General features: G+C 66.1%; 21 protein-coding genes. 11 read left to right on the top strand and 10 right to left on the bottom strand.

Annotated elements, in window-relative coordinates:
- Positions 1-4 precede the first annotated feature (4 nt).
- The 5 genes from AAHB16_RS02060 to cyoA form a co-directional block, all read right to left on the bottom strand.
- Positions 5-1,645 carry a methyl-accepting chemotaxis protein gene (locus AAHB16_RS02060; protein ID WP_342049946.1) on the bottom strand — a complete coding sequence of 547 codons (1,641 nt, stop codon included), beginning with the start codon at positions 1,643-1,645 and terminating at the stop codon, positions 5-7.
- 142 nt (positions 1,646-1,787) lie between these two features.
- Positions 1,788-2,156 carry a cytochrome o ubiquinol oxidase subunit IV gene (gene cyoD / locus AAHB16_RS02055; protein ID WP_342049945.1) on the bottom strand — a complete coding sequence of 123 codons (369 nt, stop codon included), beginning with the start codon at positions 2,154-2,156 and terminating at the stop codon, positions 1,788-1,790.
- The gene (gene cyoC, locus AAHB16_RS02050; RefSeq protein ID WP_150372085.1) at positions 2,153-2,776 is read right to left on the bottom strand and encodes a cytochrome o ubiquinol oxidase subunit III; all 624 of its coding nucleotides are present in this window, start codon (positions 2,774-2,776) and stop codon (positions 2,153-2,155) included. Before cyoC ends, cyoD begins: the two co-directional genes overlap by 4 nt.
- A 2-nt stretch (positions 2,777-2,778) precedes the next feature.
- Positions 2,779-4,755: a cytochrome o ubiquinol oxidase subunit I gene (gene cyoB / locus AAHB16_RS02045; protein WP_342049944.1), complete on the bottom strand. Its 1,977-nt coding sequence runs from the start codon at positions 4,753-4,755 to the stop codon at positions 2,779-2,781.
- A gap of 6 nt (positions 4,756-4,761) precedes the next feature.
- Entirely contained in the window at positions 4,762-5,730 is a 969-nt protein-coding gene (gene cyoA, locus AAHB16_RS02040) for a ubiquinol oxidase subunit II (protein WP_150372083.1), read from the bottom strand.
- Positions 5,731-5,851: 121 nt separating this feature from the next.
- Between cyoA and AAHB16_RS02035 the strand changes: the two genes are divergently transcribed.
- On the top strand, positions 5,852-7,264 hold the full coding sequence (locus AAHB16_RS02035; protein ID WP_342049943.1) for an aminotransferase-like domain-containing protein: 1,413 nt from the start codon (positions 5,852-5,854) through the stop codon (positions 7,262-7,264).
- Positions 7,265-7,411: 147 nt separating this feature from the next.
- On the opposite strand, the gene AAHB16_RS02030 is transcribed toward AAHB16_RS02035, so the two are convergent.
- Positions 7,412-7,747 (bottom strand): DUF4148 domain-containing protein, encoded by a 336-nt coding sequence (locus tag AAHB16_RS02030; RefSeq protein WP_223851466.1) that lies wholly within the window; start codon positions 7,745-7,747, stop codon positions 7,412-7,414.
- Positions 7,748-8,096: 349 nt separating this feature from the next.
- Here AAHB16_RS02030 and AAHB16_RS02025 point away from each other — a divergent pair, with 349 nt between their 5' ends.
- The 4 genes from AAHB16_RS02025 to AAHB16_RS02010 are packed head-to-tail and all read left to right on the top strand — an operon-like array spanning position 8,097 to position 12,762.
- A complete protein-coding gene (locus AAHB16_RS02025; RefSeq protein ID WP_342049942.1) occupies positions 8,097-9,542 on the top strand; it encodes a cytochrome ubiquinol oxidase subunit I in 1,446 nt (481 codons plus the stop codon).
- 22 nt (positions 9,543-9,564) lie between these two features.
- Positions 9,565-10,572, top strand: coding sequence for a cytochrome d ubiquinol oxidase subunit II (cydB, locus tag AAHB16_RS02020; protein WP_150372080.1), 1,008 nt, complete (start codon positions 9,565-9,567; stop codon positions 10,570-10,572).
- Positions 10,572-10,754 (top strand): DUF2474 domain-containing protein, encoded by a 183-nt coding sequence (locus AAHB16_RS02015; RefSeq protein ID WP_150372079.1) that lies wholly within the window; start codon positions 10,572-10,574, stop codon positions 10,752-10,754. The genes cydB and AAHB16_RS02015 overlap by 1 nt, the downstream gene beginning before the upstream one ends.
- Before the next feature lie 7 nt (positions 10,755-10,761).
- Entirely contained in the window at positions 10,762-12,762 is a 2,001-nt protein-coding gene (locus AAHB16_RS02010) for an FUSC family protein (RefSeq protein ID WP_342049941.1), read from the top strand.
- A 9-nt stretch (positions 12,763-12,771) separates the two neighbouring features.
- Here AAHB16_RS02010 and AAHB16_RS02005 read toward each other — a convergent pair whose 3' ends face one another.
- Together AAHB16_RS02005 and AAHB16_RS02000 are read right to left on the bottom strand one after the other, a co-directional pair.
- Positions 12,772-13,443: a GntR family transcriptional regulator gene (locus tag AAHB16_RS02005; protein WP_150372078.1), complete on the bottom strand. Its 672-nt coding sequence runs from the start codon at positions 13,441-13,443 to the stop codon at positions 12,772-12,774.
- Positions 13,444-13,546: 103 nt separating this feature from the next.
- The gene (locus tag AAHB16_RS02000) at positions 13,547-14,563 is read right to left on the bottom strand and encodes a Bug family tripartite tricarboxylate transporter substrate binding protein (RefSeq protein ID WP_342049940.1); all 1,017 of its coding nucleotides are present in this window, start codon (positions 14,561-14,563) and stop codon (positions 13,547-13,549) included.
- A gap of 227 nt (positions 14,564-14,790) precedes the next feature.
- On the opposite strand from AAHB16_RS02000, the gene AAHB16_RS01995 reads away from it, so the two are divergent.
- Genes AAHB16_RS01995 through AAHB16_RS01985 form a run of 3 tightly spaced genes read left to right on the top strand, consistent with a single transcriptional unit; the run spans position 14,791 to position 16,945 of the window.
- A complete protein-coding gene (locus AAHB16_RS01995; protein WP_150372077.1) occupies positions 14,791-15,756 on the top strand; it encodes an NAD(P)-dependent oxidoreductase in 966 nt (321 codons plus the stop codon).
- 14 nt (positions 15,757-15,770) lie between these two features.
- Positions 15,771-16,139 carry a RidA family protein gene (locus AAHB16_RS01990; protein ID WP_150372076.1) on the top strand — a complete coding sequence of 123 codons (369 nt, stop codon included), beginning with the start codon at positions 15,771-15,773 and terminating at the stop codon, positions 16,137-16,139.
- Positions 16,140-16,162: 23 nt separating this feature from the next.
- Entirely contained in the window at positions 16,163-16,945 is a 783-nt protein-coding gene (locus AAHB16_RS01985) for a class II aldolase/adducin family protein (protein WP_150372075.1), read from the top strand.
- 15 nt (positions 16,946-16,960) lie between these two features.
- Here AAHB16_RS01985 and AAHB16_RS01980 read toward each other — a convergent pair whose 3' ends face one another.
- Positions 16,961-18,589, bottom strand: a complete 1,629-nt coding sequence (locus AAHB16_RS01980) for an MFS transporter (protein WP_446718052.1) — start codon at positions 18,587-18,589, stop codon at positions 16,961-16,963.
- 46 nt (positions 18,590-18,635) lie between these two features.
- On the opposite strand from AAHB16_RS01980, the gene AAHB16_RS01975 reads away from it, so the two are divergent.
- The gene (locus AAHB16_RS01975) at positions 18,636-19,577 is read left to right on the top strand and encodes a LysR family transcriptional regulator (protein ID WP_150372073.1); all 942 of its coding nucleotides are present in this window, start codon (positions 18,636-18,638) and stop codon (positions 19,575-19,577) included.
- Here the strand turns inward: AAHB16_RS01975 and AAHB16_RS01970 are convergent.
- On the bottom strand, positions 19,566-20,060 hold the full coding sequence (locus tag AAHB16_RS01970) for a GAF domain-containing protein (protein ID WP_150372072.1): 495 nt from the start codon (positions 20,058-20,060) through the stop codon (positions 19,566-19,568). The genes AAHB16_RS01975 and AAHB16_RS01970 overlap by 12 nt on opposite strands.
- A gap of 130 nt (positions 20,061-20,190) precedes the next feature.
- Here AAHB16_RS01970 and AAHB16_RS01965 point away from each other — a divergent pair, with 130 nt between their 5' ends.
- Both AAHB16_RS01965 and AAHB16_RS01960 read left to right on the top strand, forming a co-directional pair.
- Positions 20,191-20,406, top strand: coding sequence for a hypothetical protein (locus AAHB16_RS01965; protein WP_109581386.1), 216 nt, complete (start codon positions 20,191-20,193; stop codon positions 20,404-20,406).
- 75 nt (positions 20,407-20,481) lie between these two features.
- On the top strand, positions 20,482-20,700 hold the full coding sequence (locus AAHB16_RS01960; protein WP_150372071.1) for a hypothetical protein: 219 nt from the start codon (positions 20,482-20,484) through the stop codon (positions 20,698-20,700).
- The last annotated feature ends 26 nt before the right edge of the window (positions 20,701-20,726 follow it).

The following is a 20,726-nucleotide window of genomic DNA, read 5'->3' as shown; positions in this document are numbered from 1 at the left end:
CCCATCAGGCAGGCAACGCGCGCAGGGATGCGCCAACGCGCGCGCGACCCGCATGGCGTGGTCCCGCGTCCGGGCCCGCCTCCCCACCGCCCTCGATCCGGAACACCGCCACCGCGGCCGAGAGCCGGTGCGCCTGCTCTTCCAGCGCGCCGGCCGCCGCCGCCGCTTCTTCCACGAGCGCCGCGTTCTGCTGCGTTACCTCGTCCATCTGCGTCACGGCCACGTTGACCTGATCGATCCCGCTGCTCTGTTCCGCGGCGGCCGCGGCGATCTCGTTCATGATGTCGCTCACGCGCGCGATGGCGCCGACAATCTCGTCCATGGTCGTGCCCGAGCGCGACACGAGGTCGGCGCCCGATTCCACGCGCGACGTGGACGCATCGATCAGCCCCTTGATTTCCTTGGCCGCCCCCGCGCTGCGCTGCGCGAGCGAGCGGACCTCGGACGCCACCACCGCGAAACCGCGTCCCTGTTCGCCGGCACGCGCCGCCTCCACCGCCGCGTTGAGCGCGAGGATATTGGTCTGGAACGCGATGCTCTCGATCACACCCACGATCTCGCCGATCTTGCGCGAGTCGCTGACGATATGGTTCATCGTGCCGACCACCTCCTTCGTCAGCGCGCCGCCCTGCGCCGCGAGGCCCGACGCCCCCTGCGCAAGCTCGCTGGCCTGACGCGCGTTCTCGGCGGTCTGCTTGACCGTGGAGGTCAGCTCTACCATGCTCGCCGCGGTTTCCTCGAGAGATGCCGCCTGTTCCTCGGTGCGCTGAGACAGATCGGTATTTCCCGTCGAGATCTCGCGCACGCCGACGTTGATGGACTCGGCGCCATGGCGCACGGTGCCGACCGTGTCGATCAGCGATGCCTGCATCGTCTGCAGTGCCGCGCTCAGGCGGCCCATCTCGTTCCGGCTGACCACCTCGACGCGGCCGGTCAGGTCGCCGGCCGCAATGCGCTGGAACTGGTCGATGGCCGCGTTCACGGGCACCACGATCGCGCGCATCATCAGCGCGCGGCCGATCCACGCCAGCAGCAGGGCGCCGACGAGGCCGATCGCGACCGCCCAGCTGACGAGCCTGAAGCGCGCCTGCGCCTCCTCGTAGCGTTGCGCGCCGCGATCGAGTTGCCGCTTTTCGAGGGTCAGCATGGCCTTCTCGAACGCGCTGTAGAGCGGGGGAAGCTTGTGGGCCTGCAATTGCAGGAAGGCCTGCCGGTCGCCGTTCTTGAGCGCGGCCAGGGCCGGGTTCACGCCTTCGGACAGGAACTTGTCGCGCTTGCCCTGCATGTCCTTGACCAGTTGCTGCTCCTCGGCGTCCGGGCTGGCCAGACCGGCATAGTGCTCGAGCCGCTCGTTGGCGTTCTTCAGGTACTGGTCGAACCGCTTGAGCACTGCGTTGGCGGCGTCCTGGTCGTTCAGTTCCGTCAGCGAGGCATAGGTGGCCAGTGCCAGGCGCAGCCGCAGCAGTTGCCCGGCGCTGCCTTCGAGATCCGCCACGGCGGGCGTATCCACGGTGTACATCTGTTTGAGGGATTCATTCCCGGCGCGCATGGACAGCAGGCCGGCGGCCGCGCCGACGACCAGCGCGAGCCCGAAGAACGCGATCATGAGGCTCAGCTGGCCGCGGATCGTGAGGTGCTTCCACATTGTCTTCCTCCTTTTGCGGTGGCGCCTCTGTGTTGAGGAGCCCCTAGGCGGTCAACGGATGGGGAAGACGATTCCTGAAGAGAGGGTTTGCACGGAGAGGAGGGAGCGGGGAGACCGCCCCGTTCCCGTCCGCTCGGTTCCGTCAGTCCTTCGCCTTGGCCCGCTCGATCGTCATGTGCGTCGGCATCATGTTGACCGTCGCGTTGTGCATGACCCAGAGCGAGCCCGCGACCACGATCACGATGGCGAACATCGTGCACAGGAAGATACCGGAGTTGAAGCGCTGCCCCGGGCGGCCCCCCAGATGCAGGAAGAACACCAGCTGCACGAGCAACTGTGCAACGCACAGCACGACGATGGCCGCGAGGCCCATGCCCTTGGGCACCACGTCGTACATCACCGCGCCGAACGACGCGAACGTGAGCAGCAGGCAGAGCAGGAAGCCGATGACATAACCGGTGAGACTGCCATGCGAATCGTGCCCGGCAGGGTGAAGCGTGTGAGTGCTCATACGAACTCCCGCAGATAGACGAAGGTGAACACGCAGATCCAGATCAGATCCAGAAAGTGCCAGAACAGGCTGAGGCAGGCCATGCGCCGGCGCGTCACGGCGTCCAGGCCGTAGGTCTTCAGCTGGTGCATCATCACGAGCAGCCACAGCAGGCCGGCGCTCACGTGCAGCCCGTGCGTGCCGACCAGCGCGAAGTAGGCCGACAGCGAAGCGCTCACGTTGGGGCCCGCGCCCCGGTGCACGAGTTCCGCGAACTCGTGGATCTCCATCGCGATGAAGCCCGCGCCGAAGAGGAATGTGATGGCGAGCCAGGCGATCGTGCGTTGCGTGCGGCCCGCGTACAGGTTCAGCATCGCCACGCCGAACGTGAAGCTGCTGAGCAGCAGCAGCATGGTTTCGCCGAGCACGAACGGCAGTTCGAACAGCTGCTGCCCGGTCGGGCCGCCGGCCGTGTTGTTGACGAGCACGCCGAACGTCGCGAACAGCGTCGCGAAGATCAGGCAGTCGCTCATCAGGTAGAGCCAGAAGCCGAGCGTCAGCGTGGTGCCGCTGTCGTGGCCATGGTCGTGATGATGGTCATCGGCGTGACCATGGGCGGTAACGGAGAGGACTTGGCTCATGATCAGGCGGCTTCCTTCAGTTGGGCAAAGCGGGCGTTCTCGATGCGGGCCACTTCTTCCGCGGGCACGTAGTAATCGACGTCGCGGTTATAGCTGCGCAGGATGAACGTGCCGATGACGCCGATCAGGCCGCCGATCGCCACGGCCCACATATGCCAGACCAGCGCGAAGCACAGCAGCAGGCCGAACATCGAGACGATGAAGCCGTCGCCGGTGTTCTTCGGCATATGAATCGGCTCGTAACGCGTGGGCTGCTTCCAGGCACGGCCCGCTTCCTTGTCGTCCCAGTGCTGCTCGAGCGAGGTGATGTTGGGCACCACGGCGAAGTTGTAGAACGGCGCGGGCGAGGCGGTCGCCCATTCGAGGCTGCGGCCATCCCACGGGTCGCCCGTGAGGTCGAGGTTCTGCTTGCGGTCGCGCACGCTGACGTACAGCTGGATCAGGAACGCGAGGATGCCGGCCGCGATGACGAAGGCACCGATCAGCGCGACCACGAGGTACGGATGCCAGTCGACGTTGGCGTAATGGTTCATTCGACGCGTCATGCCCTTGAAGCCGAGCACGTACAGCGGCATGAACGCGAGGTAGAAACCGACCATCCAGCACCAGAACGAGATCTTGCCCCAGCGCTCGTTGAGCGTGAAGCCGAACACTTTCGGGAACCAGAAGCTGATGGCCGCCAGGCAGCCGAACAGCACGCCGCCGATGATCACGTTGTGGAAGTGGGCGATCAGGAACAGGCTGTTATGCAGCACGAAGTCGGCGCCCGGCACGGCCAGCAGCACGCCGGTCATGCCGCCTACCGCGAACGTGACCATGAAGCCGATGGTCCAGAGCGTGGACGAGTGGTAGCGGATGCGGCCGCGGTACATCGTGAACAGCCAGTTGAACAGCTTGACCCCGGTCGGAATCGAGATGATCGACGTCATGATCCCGAAGAACGCGTTGACGTTGGCGCCCGAGCCCATCGTGAAGAAGTGGTGCAGCCAGACGAAGAACGAGAGAACGCCGATCGACGACGTCGCGTAGACCATCGAGGAGTAGCCGAACAGCGGCTTGCGCGAGAACGTCGAGATGATTTCCGAGAACGCGCCAAAGCACGGGAGGATCAGGATGTAGACCTCGGGGTGGCCCCAGACCCAGATCAGGTTCACGTACATCATGGCATTGCCACCAAGCTCGTTGGTGAAGAAATGCATGTCGAGGTAGCGGTCCGCGGTCAGCAGCGCGAGCGTGGCCGTCAGCACCGGGAACACCGCGACGATCAGGATGTTGGTGATGAGCGCGGTCCACGTGAACACGGGCATCTTCATCAGGTTGAGACCCGGCGCGCGCATGCGCAGGATCGTCACGATGAAGTTGATGCCGGTCAGCGTGGTCCCCAGCCCCGATATCTGTAGCGACCAGATGTAGTAGTCCACCCCGACCGTTGGACTGTAGCCAAGCTCGGACAACGGCGGGTACGCGACCCAGCCCGTGGCCGCGAAGTCGCCGACGAACATCGACATCATCACGAGCACGGCGCCCATGGCGGAGAGCCAGAAGCTCAGCGAGTTCACGAACGGGAACGCCACGTCGCGCGCGCCGATCTGCAGCGGCACGATGACGTTCATCAGGCCCAGGATCAGCGGCGTCGCCACGAAGAAGATCATGATCACGCCGTGGGCCGTGAAGATCTGGTCGTAGTGGTGCGGCGGCAGGTAGCCAAGGTTTTCACCATAGGCCATGGCCTGCTGCAGGCGCATCATGATCGCGTCGGCAAAGCCGCGCAGCAGCATGACCAGCGCGAGGATGATGTACATCACGCCGATCTTCTTGTGATCGACCGAGGTGATCCACTCGGTCCAGAGGTATTTCCACTTGCCGAAGTACGTGACCGCGCCGAGCAGCGTGGCGCCGCCGAGCAGCACCACGGCGAGCGTGACCATGATGATCGGCTCGTGGTACGGAATGGCTTCTAGATTGAGTTTGCCCAACATGGCTGGTTACTCCGTCACGCTGCCGGTCGCGGCCGCGCGGGGGACAGGATTGGTAATGGCATTGAAGGCCTGCAGCGAAGCCGTGCTGTCGGTGCGGCAGACAGGGTCGGCATCCTTCATGTACTTGTCGACGGTCCCGGCGAACAGCGCGGGCGCCACGGTCGAATACATCGTGACGGGGTCCCTGGTGCTGGGCTTTTCCAGCGCGCGGTAGACCGACTCGGTCAGCGGCGTGGACGAGCGCCTGGCTTCGGCGACCCATGCATCGAAGTCCGCGCGCGAGGTGGCGTAGGTCTTGAAGTGCATGTCGGAGAAGCCTTCGCCGCTATACGCGGCCGACTGGCCGAGGTAGACGCCCGGCGTATCGGCGATCAGATGCAGCTGGGTCTGCATGCCCGCCATCGCGTAGACCATGCTGCCGAGCTGCGGGATGAAGAACGAGTTCATCATCGACTCGGACGTGATCTTGAAATTGATCGGCGTATCGACGGGAATCGCAAGCTGGTTCAGCGAGGCGACGCCGTACTGCGGGTAGATGAACAGCCATTTCCAGTTCAGCGCGATGACCTCGACTTCCACGGGCTCCACCTGCGAGTCCAGCGGGCGGTACGGGTCGAGCTTGTGCGTGGAGGTCCAGATCAGGAAGCCTAGGAACGCCACGATCACGCACGGGATGGTCCAGACGACGATTTCGATCTTCGTCGAGTGCGCCCACTTCGGCGCGTACGTTGCCTTCGTGTTGGAGTCGCGGTATCGCCACGCGAAGATCAGCGTGAGCATGATCACGGGGACGACCACCAGCAGCATCAGGAATAGCGAGACGAGAATCAGGTCTTTCGCCTGATGCCCGATATCGCCTTTGGGGGAGAGCAACTCGATGGTGCAGCCGGAGAGCAGCAACACGGTGCCGGCAGCGAGCGCGAGGCCCGCGGCACGCCGCCAGCCGGAGCCAGACGGGGATGGACAAGTACGCATACGAGGGTTTTAATGTATGGAAATACGGGATGTCGCGGCGGAAGATAAGGTAAGACAACGCCCATACAAGCGACCAAATCGTCCGGAATCCACCAACAAGCAACAGATTTGCCCTGGCCCCATGCGAGAGAAAACTTCCATACAAGATGACGGCGCCACTGCCTGGCTGACTGGCTTCAGTGCGGGCGGCGGGGCGCGCTACCTGCAGATCGTGGGACGTATCGAGCAGGCGATTGCCGACGGCGCGCTCGTGCCCGGCGACCGTTTGCCGCCCCAGCGGCGAATTGCCGCACTCCTCGGCGTGGACCTGACCACGGTCACGCGCGCGCTCACGGAGGCGCGCCGCCGGCATCTGATCGACGCGCGCGGCGCGCTCGGGACGTTCGTGGCCGCGCCGCGCGTGGAGCTCGCGCAGCGCGTGGACCTCAGCATGAATGTGCCGCCGCCGGCAGACGGCGTGGACTTCGACGACCTGATGCGCCGTGGCGTGTCGCAGGTGCTGCTGCGCGCCGATGCGAGCCTGCTGATGACGTATCAGCTCGGCGGCGGCAGCCATAGCGACCGCGCGGCCGGCGTGATGTGGCTCGCGCCGATGCTCGGCGCCGTGGAGCCGGATCGGCTGATGGTGTGCCCCGGCGCGCAGTCCGCGCTCGCGGCGCTGATTCTGGCGCAGACGCAGCCCGGCGAGGCGATTCTGACGGAGCCGCTGGCCTACCCGGGTGTCCGGCTCGCGGCCGAGCAACTGGGGCGCAGTGTCATCGCGGTGGACGTGGATGCCGATGGCATGCGGCCCGACGCGCTCGAGCAGGCCTGCCGCGATCGCGCGGAAGGGCCACGCGCGCGGCTCGTCTACCTCAATCCGACCACGCAGAACCCGACCACCTGGACGATGCCCGAGTCGCGCCGGCATGAAATCGTCGCGGCCGCCGCGCGCAACGACCTGCTGATCGTCGAGGACGATCCGTACTGGCTGCTGACGCCGGACGCACCGCCGCCGCTCGCGCGCATCGCGCCCGATCGTGTCTGCTACGTTTCCACGATGTCGAAGTGCCTGAGCCCCGGGCTGCGCACCGCCTTCGTGGTGCTGCCCGAGAGCGTGGCCGAAGAGGCGGTCCTCGCCGCGCTGCGCGCGTTCGCGCTGATGTCCGCGCCATTGACGACCGCGGTGACCACGCAGTGGATCCACGACGGCGCGGCAGAGACCTTGCTCGGCGGCATCCGGCGCGAAGCGGCCGCGCGGCAGACCATCGCGCGGCAGTTGCTATCGAGCGTGGGACAGGCACCGCCGAGCGGCATTCACCTCTGGTACACGCTGCCGAGCTACTGGACGTCGCAGGCGCTCGCCAACGCGGCGCGCGCGGAGGAACTGCGTGTCACGCCGTCGGAAGCATTTGAAGTGGGATCGCAGCGCGCGAATGCGATTCGCATCTCGCTGGGCGGCGCGGCGGATCGGCTGCTGCTGGCGAGCGGATTACGCCGCCTGGCCGACCTGCTGGCGCGCAGGCCGGACGGCATTCGCGAAATCGTCGTATAGACCAGAAAAGCGCGCAGCAGAAACAGAATAAAAAAAAGTCGCGGCAGGCCGTGCGGGCTGGTGAGGGGTACCCGCAAGAGGGGAGCGCAAGACGAGGAGGAGGAGGGTCTTGCTTCATGACGGCCTCCACGCCGCGACCTCGGAAAATCAGCCCATGGTGCAGGCCGGCGTGTGCGCGGCGACGATGCGTTCCGCGCGCTCCAGGTTCTGCGGGTAGTCGTTGTCGTTACCGGCAGGGTTGAACCCCGCGGCTTCGAGGTTCGCGAGCTCGCGCTCGAGGCTCGCATGCGTGACGGGCGCGTTGCACGGCTGCGGCTTGCTGGCCTTCAGCGCGGCAAGCGTCTGCCGCTGCGCGGCGGTCTCCGCATGCGCGCTCTGCACGTGCAGGGCCACGAAGGCGCTCGCGGCGAGGATCATGGCCTGCAATGCCGTGGTCAGGTTCAGGCGGTTGAGGCTTTCCGTACGTGCGGTGCGTGCTGGCATGATGCGTTCTCCGTGGACGTTGGGACGTTGGGACGTTGAGACGTTGAGTGCTTGGCGTCGAGCCATGGAACCATGGTAGCGGCACCGTGCCGATATCGACGGATACAGTGCGCGACACGGCTGTGCAACACAGTTCGCACGACAGTTCCCGCGACGGGTTTTCACGACGGTTCGCACGCGCCGTACGCGCGTTTTCGCGCATTCCCGCGCATGATTTCCTGTCCGCACGACGCTGGCGCTGAGCTTCGCCGCAACCGTCGCAACTGTATCCGTCGCTTTTACCGAGGCTCTCTTAATCTTCGCAACACGGCACGAACGGATGCCGCTGTCCACCGAAGAGAGCCCAGCGATGCACGGAATAACCGCACTAGAACTTGCGCGTATCCAGTTTGGATTCACAGTTTCCTTCCACATCATCTTTCCCGCGATCACGATTGGCCTCGCCAGTTATCTCGCGGTTCTCGAAGGATGCTGGCTGCGCACCAAAGACCCTGTCTACAAGACCCTGTTCCATTTCTGGGTCAAGATTTTCGCCATCAACTTTGGTATGGGAGTGGTGTCGGGCCTCGTCATGGCCTACCAGTTCGGCACCAACTGGAGCTTCTTTTCGGAGTTCGCCGGTGGCGTGACCGGACCGCTGCTCACGTATGAAGTGCTGACCGCGTTCTTCCTCGAAGCGGGCTTTCTCGGCGTGATGCTGTTCGGCTGGAATCGTGTCGGCCCGGGCCTGCATTTCCTGGCGACGATCATGGTCGCCGTCGGCACGCTGATCTCCACGACGTGGATCCTGGCGTCCAACAGCTGGATGCAGACGCCGCAGGGCTACGAGATCCTGAACGGCCGCGTGGTGCCCACCGACTGGCTCGCGGTCATCTTCAACCCGTCGTTCCCGTACCGCCTTGCCCATATGAGCATCGCCGCCTATCTGTCCACGGCGCTGTTCGTCGCGGCGGCGGGCGCCTGGCTGCTGCTGCATGGCAAGGCCGAGGCCGCGTCGCGCAAGATGCTGTCGATGGCGATGTGGATGGTGCTGATCATCGCGCCGGTGCAGGCGTTCGTCGGCGACGCGCACGGCCTGAACACGCTCAAGTACCAGCCGGCCAAGATCGCCGCGATGGAAGGCCACTGGGATACCGCGCCCAAGGGCGATACGAGCGGCTTCCCGCTGATCGTGTTCGGCATTCCTGACATGGACAAGGAAGTCACGAAATACGCGATCGAGATTCCGCGCCTCGGCAGCCTGATCCTGACGCACAGCCTCGACGGCCAGATCCGCGGGCTCAAGGACTTCCCCAAGGCCGACCGGCCGAACTCGACCGTCATCTTCTTTACGTTCCGCGCGATGGTCGCCCTCGGCGTGCTGATGATCCTGTTCGGCCTGCTGGGACTCGTCCTGCGCCGCAACGGCGCGCTGTTCCACAACCGCCTGTTCCAGCGTTTCGCGGTGGCGATGGGCCCGACCGGGCTGATCGCGCTGCTGGCCGGCTGGCTGACCACCGAGATCGGCCGCCAGCCGTGGGTGGTCTATGGCCTGCTACGCACCAGCGAAGCGGTGTCGCGCCATGACGTGGGTCCGATCGCGGGCTCGCTGGCGGCGTTCGTGGTCGTCTACTTCCTGCTGTTCGGCGCCGGTATCCGCTACATGCTCAAGCTCGTGAACAAGGGTCCCGATGGCGGCGCGCACGGCGACGTGGGCCCCAGCCATATCCCGGTGCCGCCGCAGGCGGTGCCGATGGGTAGCAGCGCATCCGGAACCGTCCCCGGTACTGCCGCTGCGCAGTTCAGCAACCATTAATCGGCTAACGAGGCAAACTGTCATGGGAATCGATCTCCCCCTCATCTGGGTCGCGCTGATCTACTTCGGCGTGATGATGTACGTGGTCATGGATGGCTTCGATCTGGGCATCGGCATCATGTTTCCATTCGTGAGCGACCGTGTGGACCGCGACGTGATGATGAACACCGTCGCGCCGGTCTGGGACGGCAACGAGACGTGGCTCGTGCTGGGCGGCGCGGCGCTGTTCGGCGCGTTTCCGCTCGCGTACGGCGTGGTGCTGAGCGCGCTGTACGTGCCGCTGATGCTCATGCTGCTGGCGCTGATCTTCCGCGGCGTCGCATTCGAATTCCGCTTCAAGGCGAGCGACCGCACGCGCCATCTGTGGGACAAGGCGTTTATCGGCGGCTCCGCGCTGGCGGGCTTCTTCCAGGGCGTGGCGCTGGGCGCGTATATCAACGGCATCGCGGTGAACGGGCATGACTATGTGGGCGGGGCGTTCGACTGGTTCGCGCCGTTTCCGCTGTTCACGGGCCTCGGCGTCGTCGTGGCCTATGCGTTCCTCGGCTGCACGTGGCTGATCATGAAGACCGAAGGCCGCCTGCAGGGCCGCATGATCGCGGCGGCCACGCCGCTGACCGCGATGATGCTGATCTTCATTGCCATCACCAGCGTATGGACGCCGCTCACGCATCCGGAGATCGCGCATCGCTGGTTCTCGCTGCCGAACGTGTTCTGGTTCGCGCCGGTGCCCGTGCTCGTGCTCGCCGCCGCGTTCGGCATCATCCGCGTGCTGGGCAGCCGGCCGAATGCGTCGCCGTTCCTGCTGGCGCTGCTGATGGTGTTCCTCGGCTACACGGGGCTGGCCATCAGCGTGTGGCCCAACATCATTCCGCCGGACGTCTCGATCTGGCAGGCTTCGTCGCCGCCGCAGAGCCAGGGCTTCGCGCTCGTGGGCGCGCTGTTCATCGTGCCGATCATCCTCACGTATTCGTCGTGGTCGTACTACGTGTTCCGCGGCAAGGTCAAGGCAGGGGAGGGGTATCACTAATGAACGATCGACATCTCGACAACGCGCCCCGGCAGGCCGCCGGGACGACCGGGGCCACGGAGGCCGGTCTCGGTCTCCGGCTCGGATGGATGGCATTGCTGTGGCTCGGCGGCGTGGGCACGGTGTTCGTGTTCGCGATGCTGATGCGCCTGCTCATGCGGCTCGGCGGCCTCGTCGCCTGATCGCACCATGTTCGCTCGCATGATCGGCTTCCCCAGCGCACGCGACTGGGTGTTTTCAGCCAAGGTGTTCGCGGCCGCGATGCTCGCGCTGTATATCGCGCTGGCCTTCGCGTTGCCGCGGCCCTACTGGGCGATGGCGACCGTGTATCTCGTGTCCCATCCGCTAACGGGCGCCACGCGCTCGAAGGGGGCGTACCGCGTGGTCGGCACGCTGCTCGGCGCCATCGCGGCCGTGGCCCTGGTGCCGCCGCTCGTCGATTCGCCGACGCTGCTGATGGGCGCCATCGCATTCTGGGTCGGCACGCTGCTGTACCTCTCGCTGATGGAACGCTCGCCACGCAGCTACGTCTTCCTGCTCGCGGCCTACACGCTGCCGATCGTCGCGCTGCCGGCGGTCAACGATCCGCTGCAGATCTTCGACCTCGCGGTCGCGCGCGTGGAGGAGATCTGCATCGGCATCGTCTGCGCCAGCGTCATCGGGTCGCTCGTATTCCCCGCGCGCGTGGCGTCCGCGCTCCATGCGCAGACCACGGTATGGCTGGCCGATGCCGCGCGCTGGGCGTCGGCGATGCTGACGGGCGCGCCGGGGGACATGCAGCAGCACGACAGCCGCTACAAGCTCGCCGCCGACATCCGCCAGCTGGACACGCTGATCACGCATCTGCAGTTCGATGCCGACACGGCGATGGCGGTCCGCTGCGCGCGCTGCCTGCATGCGCGCATGACGATGCTGCTGCCCGAGCTGTCCGGCCTGGCCAGCGTGCTGAGCGCCCTGCACGCGCATCCGGCGGGCGTGCCCGAGGCACTGGCGCAGCGCATGGCGGGCGTGGCCGCCTGGATGCGTGGCGAGGCCCGCACGGTCGTCCTGCCCGACCCGGCGACGGTGGCGGCGAGCGCGCCGGAGCCGGGCTGGCACTCGGACCTCGTGGCCACGGCCGAGCATCACCTTGCCACGCTGTCCGATCTCTGGCACGACTGCCTCGTGCTCCAGCAGCGCATCAGCGACCGGTCGACCGAGCAGGTCATGCCGGAGCTGCGCTATGCGGACCAGCCCGGGGAGCGCGCCTATCACCACGATCACGCGATGCTGCTCGTCTACGCGCTCACGGCGGGCTGCGCGACATTCGTGGCGGGACTCGCATGGATCCTGTCGGGATGGATCGAAGGGGGCGCACCGGTTGCGCTGGCCGCGCTGACCACCTGCATCTACGCGACCATCGACGAGCCGCGCCGCACGGCCTGGCGCTTCGTGCGCTGGGCCATGGTGTGCCTGGTCGTGTCATGGTTCTACATCTTCGTGGTGCTGCCGTTCGCGCATGACTTCGCGGGACTGGCGGGTTTGCTCGCGGTGCCGTACCTGATCATCGGCGCGCTGATCGCGCGGCCCGGGTTCAATCTGTTCGCGGTGCTGCTATCGGTCAATGCCGCGTCGTTCGCGAATGTGCAGATGCTGTACGACGCGAACTTCGGCAACCTGTTCAACGGCACGATCGCGACCTTCGCCGCGATGATCTTCGCGCCGCTCTGGGTCGTGATGGTGCGGCCGTTCGGCGCGCACGCGGTGCTGCGGCGGCTCGTGCATGCAAGCTGGAAGGACATCGCGCTCGGTGCCGATCGCCGTGAACTGGAGGAGCATCCCCAGTTGCGCGGCCGCATGCTGGACCAGCTGCAGCGGCTCGTGCCGCTGCTCGCGGCCAGCAGCGACAAGACGTCGAACAAGGGCTTTACGGAACTGCAGGTGGGCTTCGGCACGCTGGCGCTCCAGCGCGATTTCGACATGTTGCCGCCCGTCGCGCGGAGCCGGCTTGCGCGCGTGCTGCGCTCGCTCGAGTATCACTACCTGAGAAGGGTGCGGGAGGGTGCCGCGCTGGCGCCGCCGCCGCGGCTGGCCGCGCGGATCGACAATGCGCTGGCCGCGATCGCGCACGGCGCGGGCAGCGCGTCGCGCGAAACGGTGTCCGCGCTGACGAATATCAGGCTGTCGCTGTTCCCCGAGAAACAGGGGTAAAGGCGCGCATCAGCCCATGTAGATCTGCGCGAGGCCTTCCTTGAGCGCGGTGGCGATCTGGTCGTGGCGGCGGTCGATATGGCGCGCCAGGATCGGGATGCACCGGTCGGCATCGCGCGCCTTCAGGCCCAGCAGGATCTCGCGGTGGTCGTTCTGGCTGACGCGGCGGTCGCAGCGCTCCATGTCGATCCAGCGCACGAAGCGGATGCGCGCGTTGATATTGCGCAGCACGCGCAGCATCTCGAGGTTGCCCGACATCGCCATCAGGCTTTCGTGAAAGGTCTCGTCGAGCCGGACGAGTTCCTCGACGGAACGGTTGCCGGGCTCGGGACCCGTGTTCTCGAGGAATGTCAGCAACGCCTCGATATCCTCGTCCTTTGCGCGTTCCAGCGAGAGGCGCAGCGCCTCCACTTCCACGATCTTGCGCATCTCGTAGAGCGAGAACACTTCCTGCGCATCGAGGTCCCGGCAGAAAAAGCCCTTGCCCGGCGAAAAGCGCAGCAGGCCTTCGGTGGTCAGGCGCGTCAGCGCCTCGCGCAGCGGCGTGCGGCTGACGCCGAGCGCGCTCGCCAGCACGCCTTCATTGAGGCGCTCGCCGGGCTTGAAGTCGTAACCGACGCTCATGGCCTTGAGCTTGTCGTAGACCTGCTCGACGATGCTGTCACTTGCTGCTGTTGCCACGGTGTCGGTCCTGTCTATTCTGGCTGTCTGAACGAAGCGAAGGCAGGAATATACCTGAATTCGATGCTGTGCACGGGTGTGTATACACCCGTGCGGTCATGCATCAGTCCACGTGCGCGCCCGAATCCTTGACGATCTTCGCCCAGGTCTTCATATCGGCCTGCTGCACGCGCTTGAACGCGTCCGGGCCGCCGTCCTTGATCGGCTGGATGGCCTGGCTGACGAGCCATCCCTTGAACTCGTCCGTGTTGATGGCCTTGAGCACGGCCTTCGACATGCGGTTCTGGATATCGGCGGGCAGGGCGGCCGGACCGAACAGGCCGTACCACGTCGTGCTTTCGAAGCCGGGCAGGTTGCAGGCCTCGGCGACGGTCGGCACATCGGGCAGCACGCTGACGCGCTGCGGGGACGTCACGGCGAGCGCGCGGACCTTGCCGGACTGGATCGGGCCCAGGCTCGGCGAGCTCTGGTTGAAGAAGAAATCGACCTCGCCCGACAGCAGCGCCGTCATGGCCGGACCCTGGCCCTTGTACGGGATATGCACATAGCTGGTCTTCGAGGCCGTGGCGAACTGCGTGCCGGCCAGATGGCCCGACGCGCCATTGCCCGTGGACGCGTAGTTGAGCGTGCCCGGCGCCTTGCGCGCGGCCGCGAGCAGATCCGCGCAGGTCTTGATCTCGGGGTGCTTCTCCGGGTTGATCAGCAGGATATTCGGCAGCGTTCCCAATAATGCGATCCGCGAGAAATCATTCACCACGTCGAATTGCAGTTTCGAATATAGCGCGGGATTAATCGCGTGCGTACCGGCCGTGCCCAGCAGGAACGTATAACCATCCGGCTTGGCCTGCGCTACCAGCGCGGAAGCGATATTGCCGCCCGCGCCGGGGCGATTATCGGAGATAAACGAGACGCCGAACTCCTTGTTCAGTTCCACGCCCAGCTTGCGCGCATAGATGTCGGTGGCGGCACCGCCCGGGAAGCCACTGACGATCGAAATCGTGCTGTTCGGCCACGCTTTCGTGTCCTGGGCGGCGGCGGTGCCGCTGTACGCCATCAGCGTGGAAGCCAGCAGGGTGGCGGAAAGCAGGGCTTTGTATGGCACAACCGGGCGCATCGTCATGGGGGACGCTCCTTAAGCAGGGTTACAGGGCGACGGGCACTTGCCGGCTGGGCCAGCGCTGCACTCCGTCCTGTATACAGACTTTAATTATTGATCTGTATTCTGTAAAGCGTTATGCTGCGATCACTGCAGTGCCGCTGCATCTTCCCTGTTTTGGTTAGGTCGGCACTGTAATGGCGCAAGCCTGCCAACCACCGCTCCATCCCTTTAATCGCAGAGCCACCACGATGATTTCGACCACCTCTTCCGCAAACCAAACGTCCGATACTGGTGCATGGCGCGCCGTCTTCGTCGATGCCAATCCCACACTGTCGGAAGTGTCTTTGCGCCTGCGCCGCGCCGACGACCTGCCGCTCGAGATCAACCAGCAGCCCGATATCAAGTCGGAACAGCTGCCGGCCGCGCTCGCCGGCGCGCCGATCGCGATCATCGACCACACGCATCTGCCGACCGACATCGCGCGGCAGTGCAAGGGGCTCAAACACGTGGTGTTCCTGGGCACGGGCGCGCGCAGCTATATGAATCCCGAGGAACTGGCCGAACTCGGCATCACCGTGCATACGATCAAGGGGTACGGCGACACGGCCGTGGCCGAGTGCGCGTTCGCGCTGATGTGGGCGTCGGCGCGCAACTTCGCGCGGATGGATCGCGAGATGCGCGCGGGCAACTGGCTGCGTTCGGACGCCGTGCAGCTCACGGGCAAGACCATCGGCCTGATCGGTTTCGGCGGCATCGCGGCGGAGCTCGCGCGACTGGCACGCGGCATGGGGATGCGCGTGCTGGCCTGGAACCGTACGCCGAAGACGCACGAAGGCGTGGAGTTCGTGGACCTCGACACGCTGCTCGCGCAGAGCGATGTGGTGTCGCTGCACCTGCTGCTGACCGACGAGACGCGCGGCATGATCACCGCCGAGCGCATGGCGCGCATGCGCGATGGCGCCATCCTGATCAACACCGCGCGCGGCGCGCTCGTGGATGAAGACGCGATGATCGCCGCGCTGCGCAGCGGCAAGATCTCGCACGCGGGGCTCGACGTGTTCACCGTGGAGCCGATGCCGGCGGGGCACGTGCTGACGACGCTGCCCAACGTCACGCTGTCCGCGCACTCGGCGTTCCGCACGCCCGAGGCCAACAACAACCTGATCGGCGCGGCACTCGACCACTGCCGCCGTATCGTCACGACCAACGCCTGAACCGGACTTTCGACATGACCGCCAGCACTTCCAATCCTCCGATCGTCCGTCTGGACCAGAATCACCGCCGCAGCCGCGCGGTCGTCGCCAACGGCATGGTGTTCCTTGCCGGGCAGGTGGCCGACGACAAGGCCGGCGACATTGCCGCGCAGGCGCGCGAGGCGCTGGCCAAGGTCGATGCGCTGCTGGCCGAAGCCGGCACCGACAAGCGCCGCGCGCTGACCGCGCAGATCTGGCTCGCCGATATGGCAGACTTCGATGCATTCAACGCGGTATGGGATGCGTGGGTGGCGCCGGGCGAGACGCCGACGCGCTGCTGTGGCAAGGTGGAACTGGCCGATCCCGCGTACCGCGTGGAGATCGTCATGTCCGCGCTGGTCTGAATTCACCTCTCGAAAGGAATCCCATGATCTCCACGACCGATCCGCATCGAAACCGCAAGCCGCTCAATATCAGCGAGGAAGAGTGGGCGGTGCGCGTGCAACTGGCCGCCGCATACCGGCTGGCCGCCAAGTTCAACCTGACCGACCTCATCTACACGCATATTTCCGTGCGCGTGCCGGGCACGAACGACCAGTTCCTGATCAATCCGCACGGCTGGTTCTTCGACGAGATTACCGCGTCGTGCCTCGTGAAGATCGACACCGAAGGGCGCCCCATCGGCGATAACCGCTTCGAGGTCAACGCGGCCGGCTTCACGATCCACAGCGCGCTGCATCAGAGCCGCCATGACGTGGAGTGCGTGGTCCACCTTCACACCGACGCGGGCATGGCCGTGGCCGCGCTCGAATGCGGGCTGCTGCCGCTGAACCAGATCAGCATGCAGTTCTACAACCGCGTGAACTATCACGACTACGAAGGCATTTCGCTCGACCTCGACGAGCGCTCGCGCATCGTCGCGTCGATGAAAGACGCCAACTACCTGATCCTGCGCAACCACGGCTTGCTGACCACGGGCCGCTCGGTGGCGGAGGCGTTCACGCGCATGTTCTACCTGAACCGCGCGTGCGAGATCCAGGTGAAGACGCTGTCGATGGGCCAGAAGGTCACGATCCCGTCGCCGGAAGTGTGCGAGCACGCGGCCAAACAGCACGACGACTACGCGTACCTCGACACGGTCCACCTGGACCGAGAGTGGACCGCGCTACTGCGCCTGCTGGACCGCGACGGCGGGGACTATCGCTGCTGATGCGGTTGCCGCGCCTTAGCGCGCGGCACGGTACAGCGACCATACGGTGGCGCTCAGCACCAGCGCCACCACGCCGGCCACCATCAACGCCGCGCCAAAGCCACTCGCAAACGCCTGACTCGCCAGTGTCCCCACGGAGGCCCGCGCCGTCCCGTCGAGCGGCGCGATGGCCTGCGCGATGTCGCCCGCGAGCACGCGTGCCAGGAAGTCCGCGCCCAGCGCATCGCGCCACGCGAACCCGGCGGGCAATGCATCCTCGAACGCCAGCTGCGTCCGCGACGCCAGCACCGCGCCGAGCACGCCCACCGCCGTCACGATCGCCGAGAAACGCGTCGTGGTGCTGATGCCGGAGGCCATCCCCGTCCGGTGCACGGGCACGCAGGCCATGATCGCCTTCTGCGTATCGCCGTTCATTACCCCGGCACCGAGGCCGGTCACGACCATGCCTGCGGCCACGAGGCCGTAGTGCGCATGCGTGGCAACCGCCGCGACGAGCACGTTGCCCGTGCCGATCAGCAGCAGGCCCGCCACCAGCACGCTGCGGCTGCCATCGAAGCGCGCCGACAGCCGCGCGCCGAGATAGGGCCCGACGATCATCGCCAGCGCGAACGGCAGCATGCCCACCCCGGCCTGTACGGCCGACATCTCGAACGCGTTCTGCAGATACAGCGGCAGGAACGTCATCATCACCTGCGCGCAGGCCGCATAGCCGAACATCCCCAGCACCGCGCCGACAAAGCGCGGTTGCCGGAATAGCGAGAGGTCGATCATCGCATGCGCCGTGGCACGCTCGTGCACGACGAAGAGGGCCAGCAGCAGCGCCGCGCCGCCGAAACGCGACCACGTGGCCAGCGACGTCCACCCATGCGCGGGCATATCGATCAGTGCCCAGATGCCCAGCATCAGCGCCACGCCGAACAGCGCACTGCCCAGTGCATCGATGCGGGAGGCCGCCGGATTGCGCGATTCGGTCACCGCATATCGCACGCAGCCCACGAGCACCAGGCAGACGGGCACATTGATCAGGAAGATCCAGCGCCAGCCGGCCCACTGCGTGATCACGCCGCCGACCAGCGGTGCGATCGTCGTGGTGATTCCCATGCACGTCCCCCACACGGCCCAGGCGCGCGTACGCTCGGCGCCTTCGTGGAAGGTATTGGCGATGATGGCCAGCGCGGCCGTGAGCAGCATCGCCGCGCCGACGCCCTTGACCGCGCGCGCGACATTGAGAAAGGTCGCCGTCGACGCCAGCCCGCATCCGACCGACGCAAGGATGAAGACCGCCAGCCCCAGCACCATCATGCGCTTGCGCCCGAGCCGGTCCGCCAGGCCGCCGGCGGGCAGCAGGCACGACGCAAACGCGACCATATAGGCGCTGACCACCCATTCCACATCGGCGAAGCTCGCCTGGAACGTGCGTGCGATCGCGGGCAGGGAGACCGCCACCACATTCGTGTCGAGCACGATCAGCGAGCAGGTGGCCGACGCGGTGGCGAGGACAAAGGCCTTGCTGCCGCGGCCGGGCGCATCGGGTGGCGCGTCGGGGCGCGAGAACGGTTGCGAAGAGGCGGGGGCGGACATCGGTGTGCGGGGGCAGGGTTCCAGCGAGGATTGCATGGTAGCGACCCCCGTATTGCCTGTCATTGCTATACAGTGACAACTTCATTGACGATCGAGTCAATACGGAACCATGAAGACACTCGATATCGCCCACCTGCGCGCCGTCGCGGAAGTCGCGCGCCATCTGCATTTCGGCCACGCGGCGGAGGCCCTCGACCTCGCGCCGCCGATGCTCACCCGACGGATCCAGGAGGCCGAGCGCCTGCTGGGCGCCCGCCTGTTCCACCGCACGCGCCGCTCCGTCGAACTCACGGCCGCCGGGCAGGCATTCCTGCCGGAAGCGCTGGCCGTGCTCGAGCATCTGTCGCGCGGCATCGACGTGGCCGCGCGTGCCGAACGCGGCGAAGTGGGGCGCATCGAAGTGGGGTACGTGGGGTCGGCCGCGTACGCCGGCGTGCTGCAGCAGAACATCCGCGGCTTCCGGGACACGCATCCGCTCGTCGATATCCGGATCGACGAGGTGGTCATGGACCGCATCGGCCCGATGCTGGAGGCGGGGGAGATCGACGTCGCCTACTGTCGTCCGCCGATGGCGCTGCCCGACGGCGTGCGCACGCAGACGGTGCACCGCGACGCGTTCCTGCTGGCGATTCCCTCCGACTCGCCGCTCGCGCGGGAACTGGAGATCCACCCCGCGCAATTGCGCGAGGCGACCTTCGTGGTGCCGGAGCAGGAGGCGGGCACGGTCGAGGTGGCGCGCCGCGGCCGCTTCTCGGCCGCGATCGGTCCGCGGGGCGGCACGCTGGCCGCGGTGCTCGCGCGCGTCGCGCTCGGCAACAGCGTGTCGGTGGTACCCGGCTCGCTGGCGGCCTGTGTGGCGTTGCCGGGCGTGGTGTACCGGCCGATCGCCGGCAAGCCCATCGTGTCCGAAGTCGCGCTCGCCTATCGCGCCAGCGAAGCGTCGGCGACGGTGCGCGCGTTCGTCCAGCATGCGGTGCGCCATGCGATCGGCGGGGCGCGGGGTTCAGCGGGAGGTTCGGTGCGAGACTCCGCGCGAGAGTCAGCGAGGTAGGGTCGCGATAAAGACCCGGCAGAGCGCTTCCATGCCGCGCGCATCCTCGTCGTCGAAGCGGCCGGGCACCGGGCTGTCCACGTCCCAGACGCCGATCAGCGTGCCGTCTTCGGCGAAGAGGGGCACGACGATCTCCGAACGCGAGGCCGCGTCGCATGCGATATGGCCCGGAAATGCGTGCACATCGGGCACGACCTGCGTGACGCGCGTCTGCGCGGCCGTGCCGCACACCCCCTTGCCGAGGGCAATGCGCACGCATGCGGGCTTGCCCTGGAACGGCCCCACGACGAGCTCGGTGCCGTCGTAGAAATAGAAGCCGGCCCAGTTGAGATCGCGCAGCGAGTGAAAGACGAGCGAGGAGAAGTTGGCCGCGTTGGCGACGACGTCGCGTTCGTCGCCGAGCAGGCCGCGCGCCAGTTCCACGAGCTCCGCATAGTGCTCGGTCTTGGAGAGAGGCGTGGCGTCGGCGGAAAGCGTAAACATGGTCGGGGGACGTCGGGAAGACGCGTCAGGCGAAATGCCGCCATTCTAGCGAGCCACCGAAGTCCTTGATCGCATTGGGGTCGGCCCCGCTTTGTGACTAAGCTGAGTAAGGATCATTCGAGGAGCCACGATGCAGGCCTGTGACCTTTGCCATTTGCTGGTGGGCGAGCCGGCAAGTGTGCCGCCACACGAGAATCTGCAGGCGTCGGGCATCGGCGCCATGCCCAATCGATGCAAGGTGGACAGCCGCTGGCGTTGCGCGGGATGTGGCGCATGGATGTACCAGAGCACCGCGTTGGGCGAGCCGCCCAACATGTGGCGCATGGGCGGCCCCCCGCCAAGGTAGGGGGACAATTCTGCTTGTGTAGCATGTGACCGACGCAACACCCATGTTACGATGCCCGGCGTATTTGGAGTCTATATGTTTGTCTGCCAGAACCAACCCTGCGGTGCCCAGTGGCAACCGTCAGAGGTGACGATCAAAAATGAGGGCCAGGGATTCTTGTTCCGATGCCCGATGTGTGGCGCACGCAATCCCGTGCAAGCCAGGCAGAAGCGAGATGGCACCATCGAATACAGGCAATCTCGGCGGGAATCACCCTCGGCCGAGCCCGAACGCCCACGCGGACGACGGCACTGACCCCGAAACTTGAAGGAAAAATGGCG

Origin of the sequence: Cupriavidus sp. OTU4054, assembly GCF_038440175.1 — a bacterium.
GTDB classification, from domain to species: domain Bacteria; phylum Pseudomonadota; class Gammaproteobacteria; order Burkholderiales; family Burkholderiaceae; genus Cupriavidus; species Cupriavidus pauculus_D.
The sequence above is the reverse complement of the archived record's forward strand: the minus strand, read 5'-3'. Positions and strand labels throughout refer to the sequence as shown.

Excerpts from the sequence above, each read along its gene's own strand:
- cyoC (WP_150372085.1), bottom strand. The coding sequence starts at position 2,776 with ATGAGCCAAGTCCTCTCCGTTACCGCCCATGGTCACGCCGATGACCAT.
- AAHB16_RS01990 (WP_150372076.1), top strand. The coding sequence starts at position 15,771 with ATGACCGCCAGCACTTCCAATCCTCCGATCGTCCGTCTGGACCAGAAT.
- AAHB16_RS02025 (WP_342049942.1), top strand. The coding sequence starts at position 8,097 with ATGCACGGAATAACCGCACTAGAACTTGCGCGTATCCAGTTTGGATTC.
- AAHB16_RS01975 (WP_150372073.1), top strand. The coding sequence starts at position 18,636 with ATGAAGACACTCGATATCGCCCACCTGCGCGCCGTCGCGGAAGTCGCG.
- AAHB16_RS02010 (WP_342049941.1), top strand. The coding sequence starts at position 10,762 with ATGTTCGCTCGCATGATCGGCTTCCCCAGCGCACGCGACTGGGTGTTT.
- cyoB (WP_342049944.1), bottom strand. The coding sequence starts at position 4,755 with ATGTTGGGCAAACTCAATCTAGAAGCCATTCCGTACCACGAGCCGATC.
- AAHB16_RS01960 (WP_150372071.1), top strand. The coding sequence starts at position 20,482 with ATGTTTGTCTGCCAGAACCAACCCTGCGGTGCCCAGTGGCAACCGTCA.
- AAHB16_RS02035 (WP_342049943.1), top strand. The coding sequence starts at position 5,852 with ATGCGAGAGAAAACTTCCATACAAGATGACGGCGCCACTGCCTGGCTG.
- AAHB16_RS02060 (WP_342049946.1), bottom strand. The coding sequence starts at position 1,645 with ATGTGGAAGCACCTCACGATCCGCGGCCAGCTGAGCCTCATGATCGCG.
- cyoA (WP_150372083.1), bottom strand. The coding sequence starts at position 5,730 with ATGCGTACTTGTCCATCCCCGTCTGGCTCCGGCTGGCGGCGTGCCGCG.
- AAHB16_RS01980 (WP_446718052.1), bottom strand. The coding sequence starts at position 18,589 with ATGACAGGCAATACGGGGGTCGCTACCATGCAATCCTCGCTGGAACCC.
- AAHB16_RS02000 (WP_342049940.1), bottom strand. The coding sequence starts at position 14,563 with ATGACGATGCGCCCGGTTGTGCCATACAAAGCCCTGCTTTCCGCCACC.
- AAHB16_RS02015 (WP_150372079.1), top strand. The coding sequence starts at position 10,572 with ATGAACGATCGACATCTCGACAACGCGCCCCGGCAGGCCGCCGGGACG.
- AAHB16_RS01995 (WP_150372077.1), top strand. The coding sequence starts at position 14,791 with ATGATTTCGACCACCTCTTCCGCAAACCAAACGTCCGATACTGGTGCA.
- AAHB16_RS02030 (WP_223851466.1), bottom strand. The coding sequence starts at position 7,747 with ATGCCAGCACGCACCGCACGTACGGAAAGCCTCAACCGCCTGAACCTG.
- cyoD (WP_342049945.1), bottom strand. The coding sequence starts at position 2,156 with ATGAGCACTCACACGCTTCACCCTGCCGGGCACGATTCGCATGGCAGT.
- cydB (WP_150372080.1), top strand. The coding sequence starts at position 9,565 with ATGGGAATCGATCTCCCCCTCATCTGGGTCGCGCTGATCTACTTCGGC.
- AAHB16_RS01985 (WP_150372075.1), top strand. The coding sequence starts at position 16,163 with ATGATCTCCACGACCGATCCGCATCGAAACCGCAAGCCGCTCAATATC.
- AAHB16_RS01970 (WP_150372072.1), bottom strand. The coding sequence starts at position 20,060 with ATGTTTACGCTTTCCGCCGACGCCACGCCTCTCTCCAAGACCGAGCAC.
- AAHB16_RS01965 (WP_109581386.1), top strand. The coding sequence starts at position 20,191 with ATGCAGGCCTGTGACCTTTGCCATTTGCTGGTGGGCGAGCCGGCAAGT.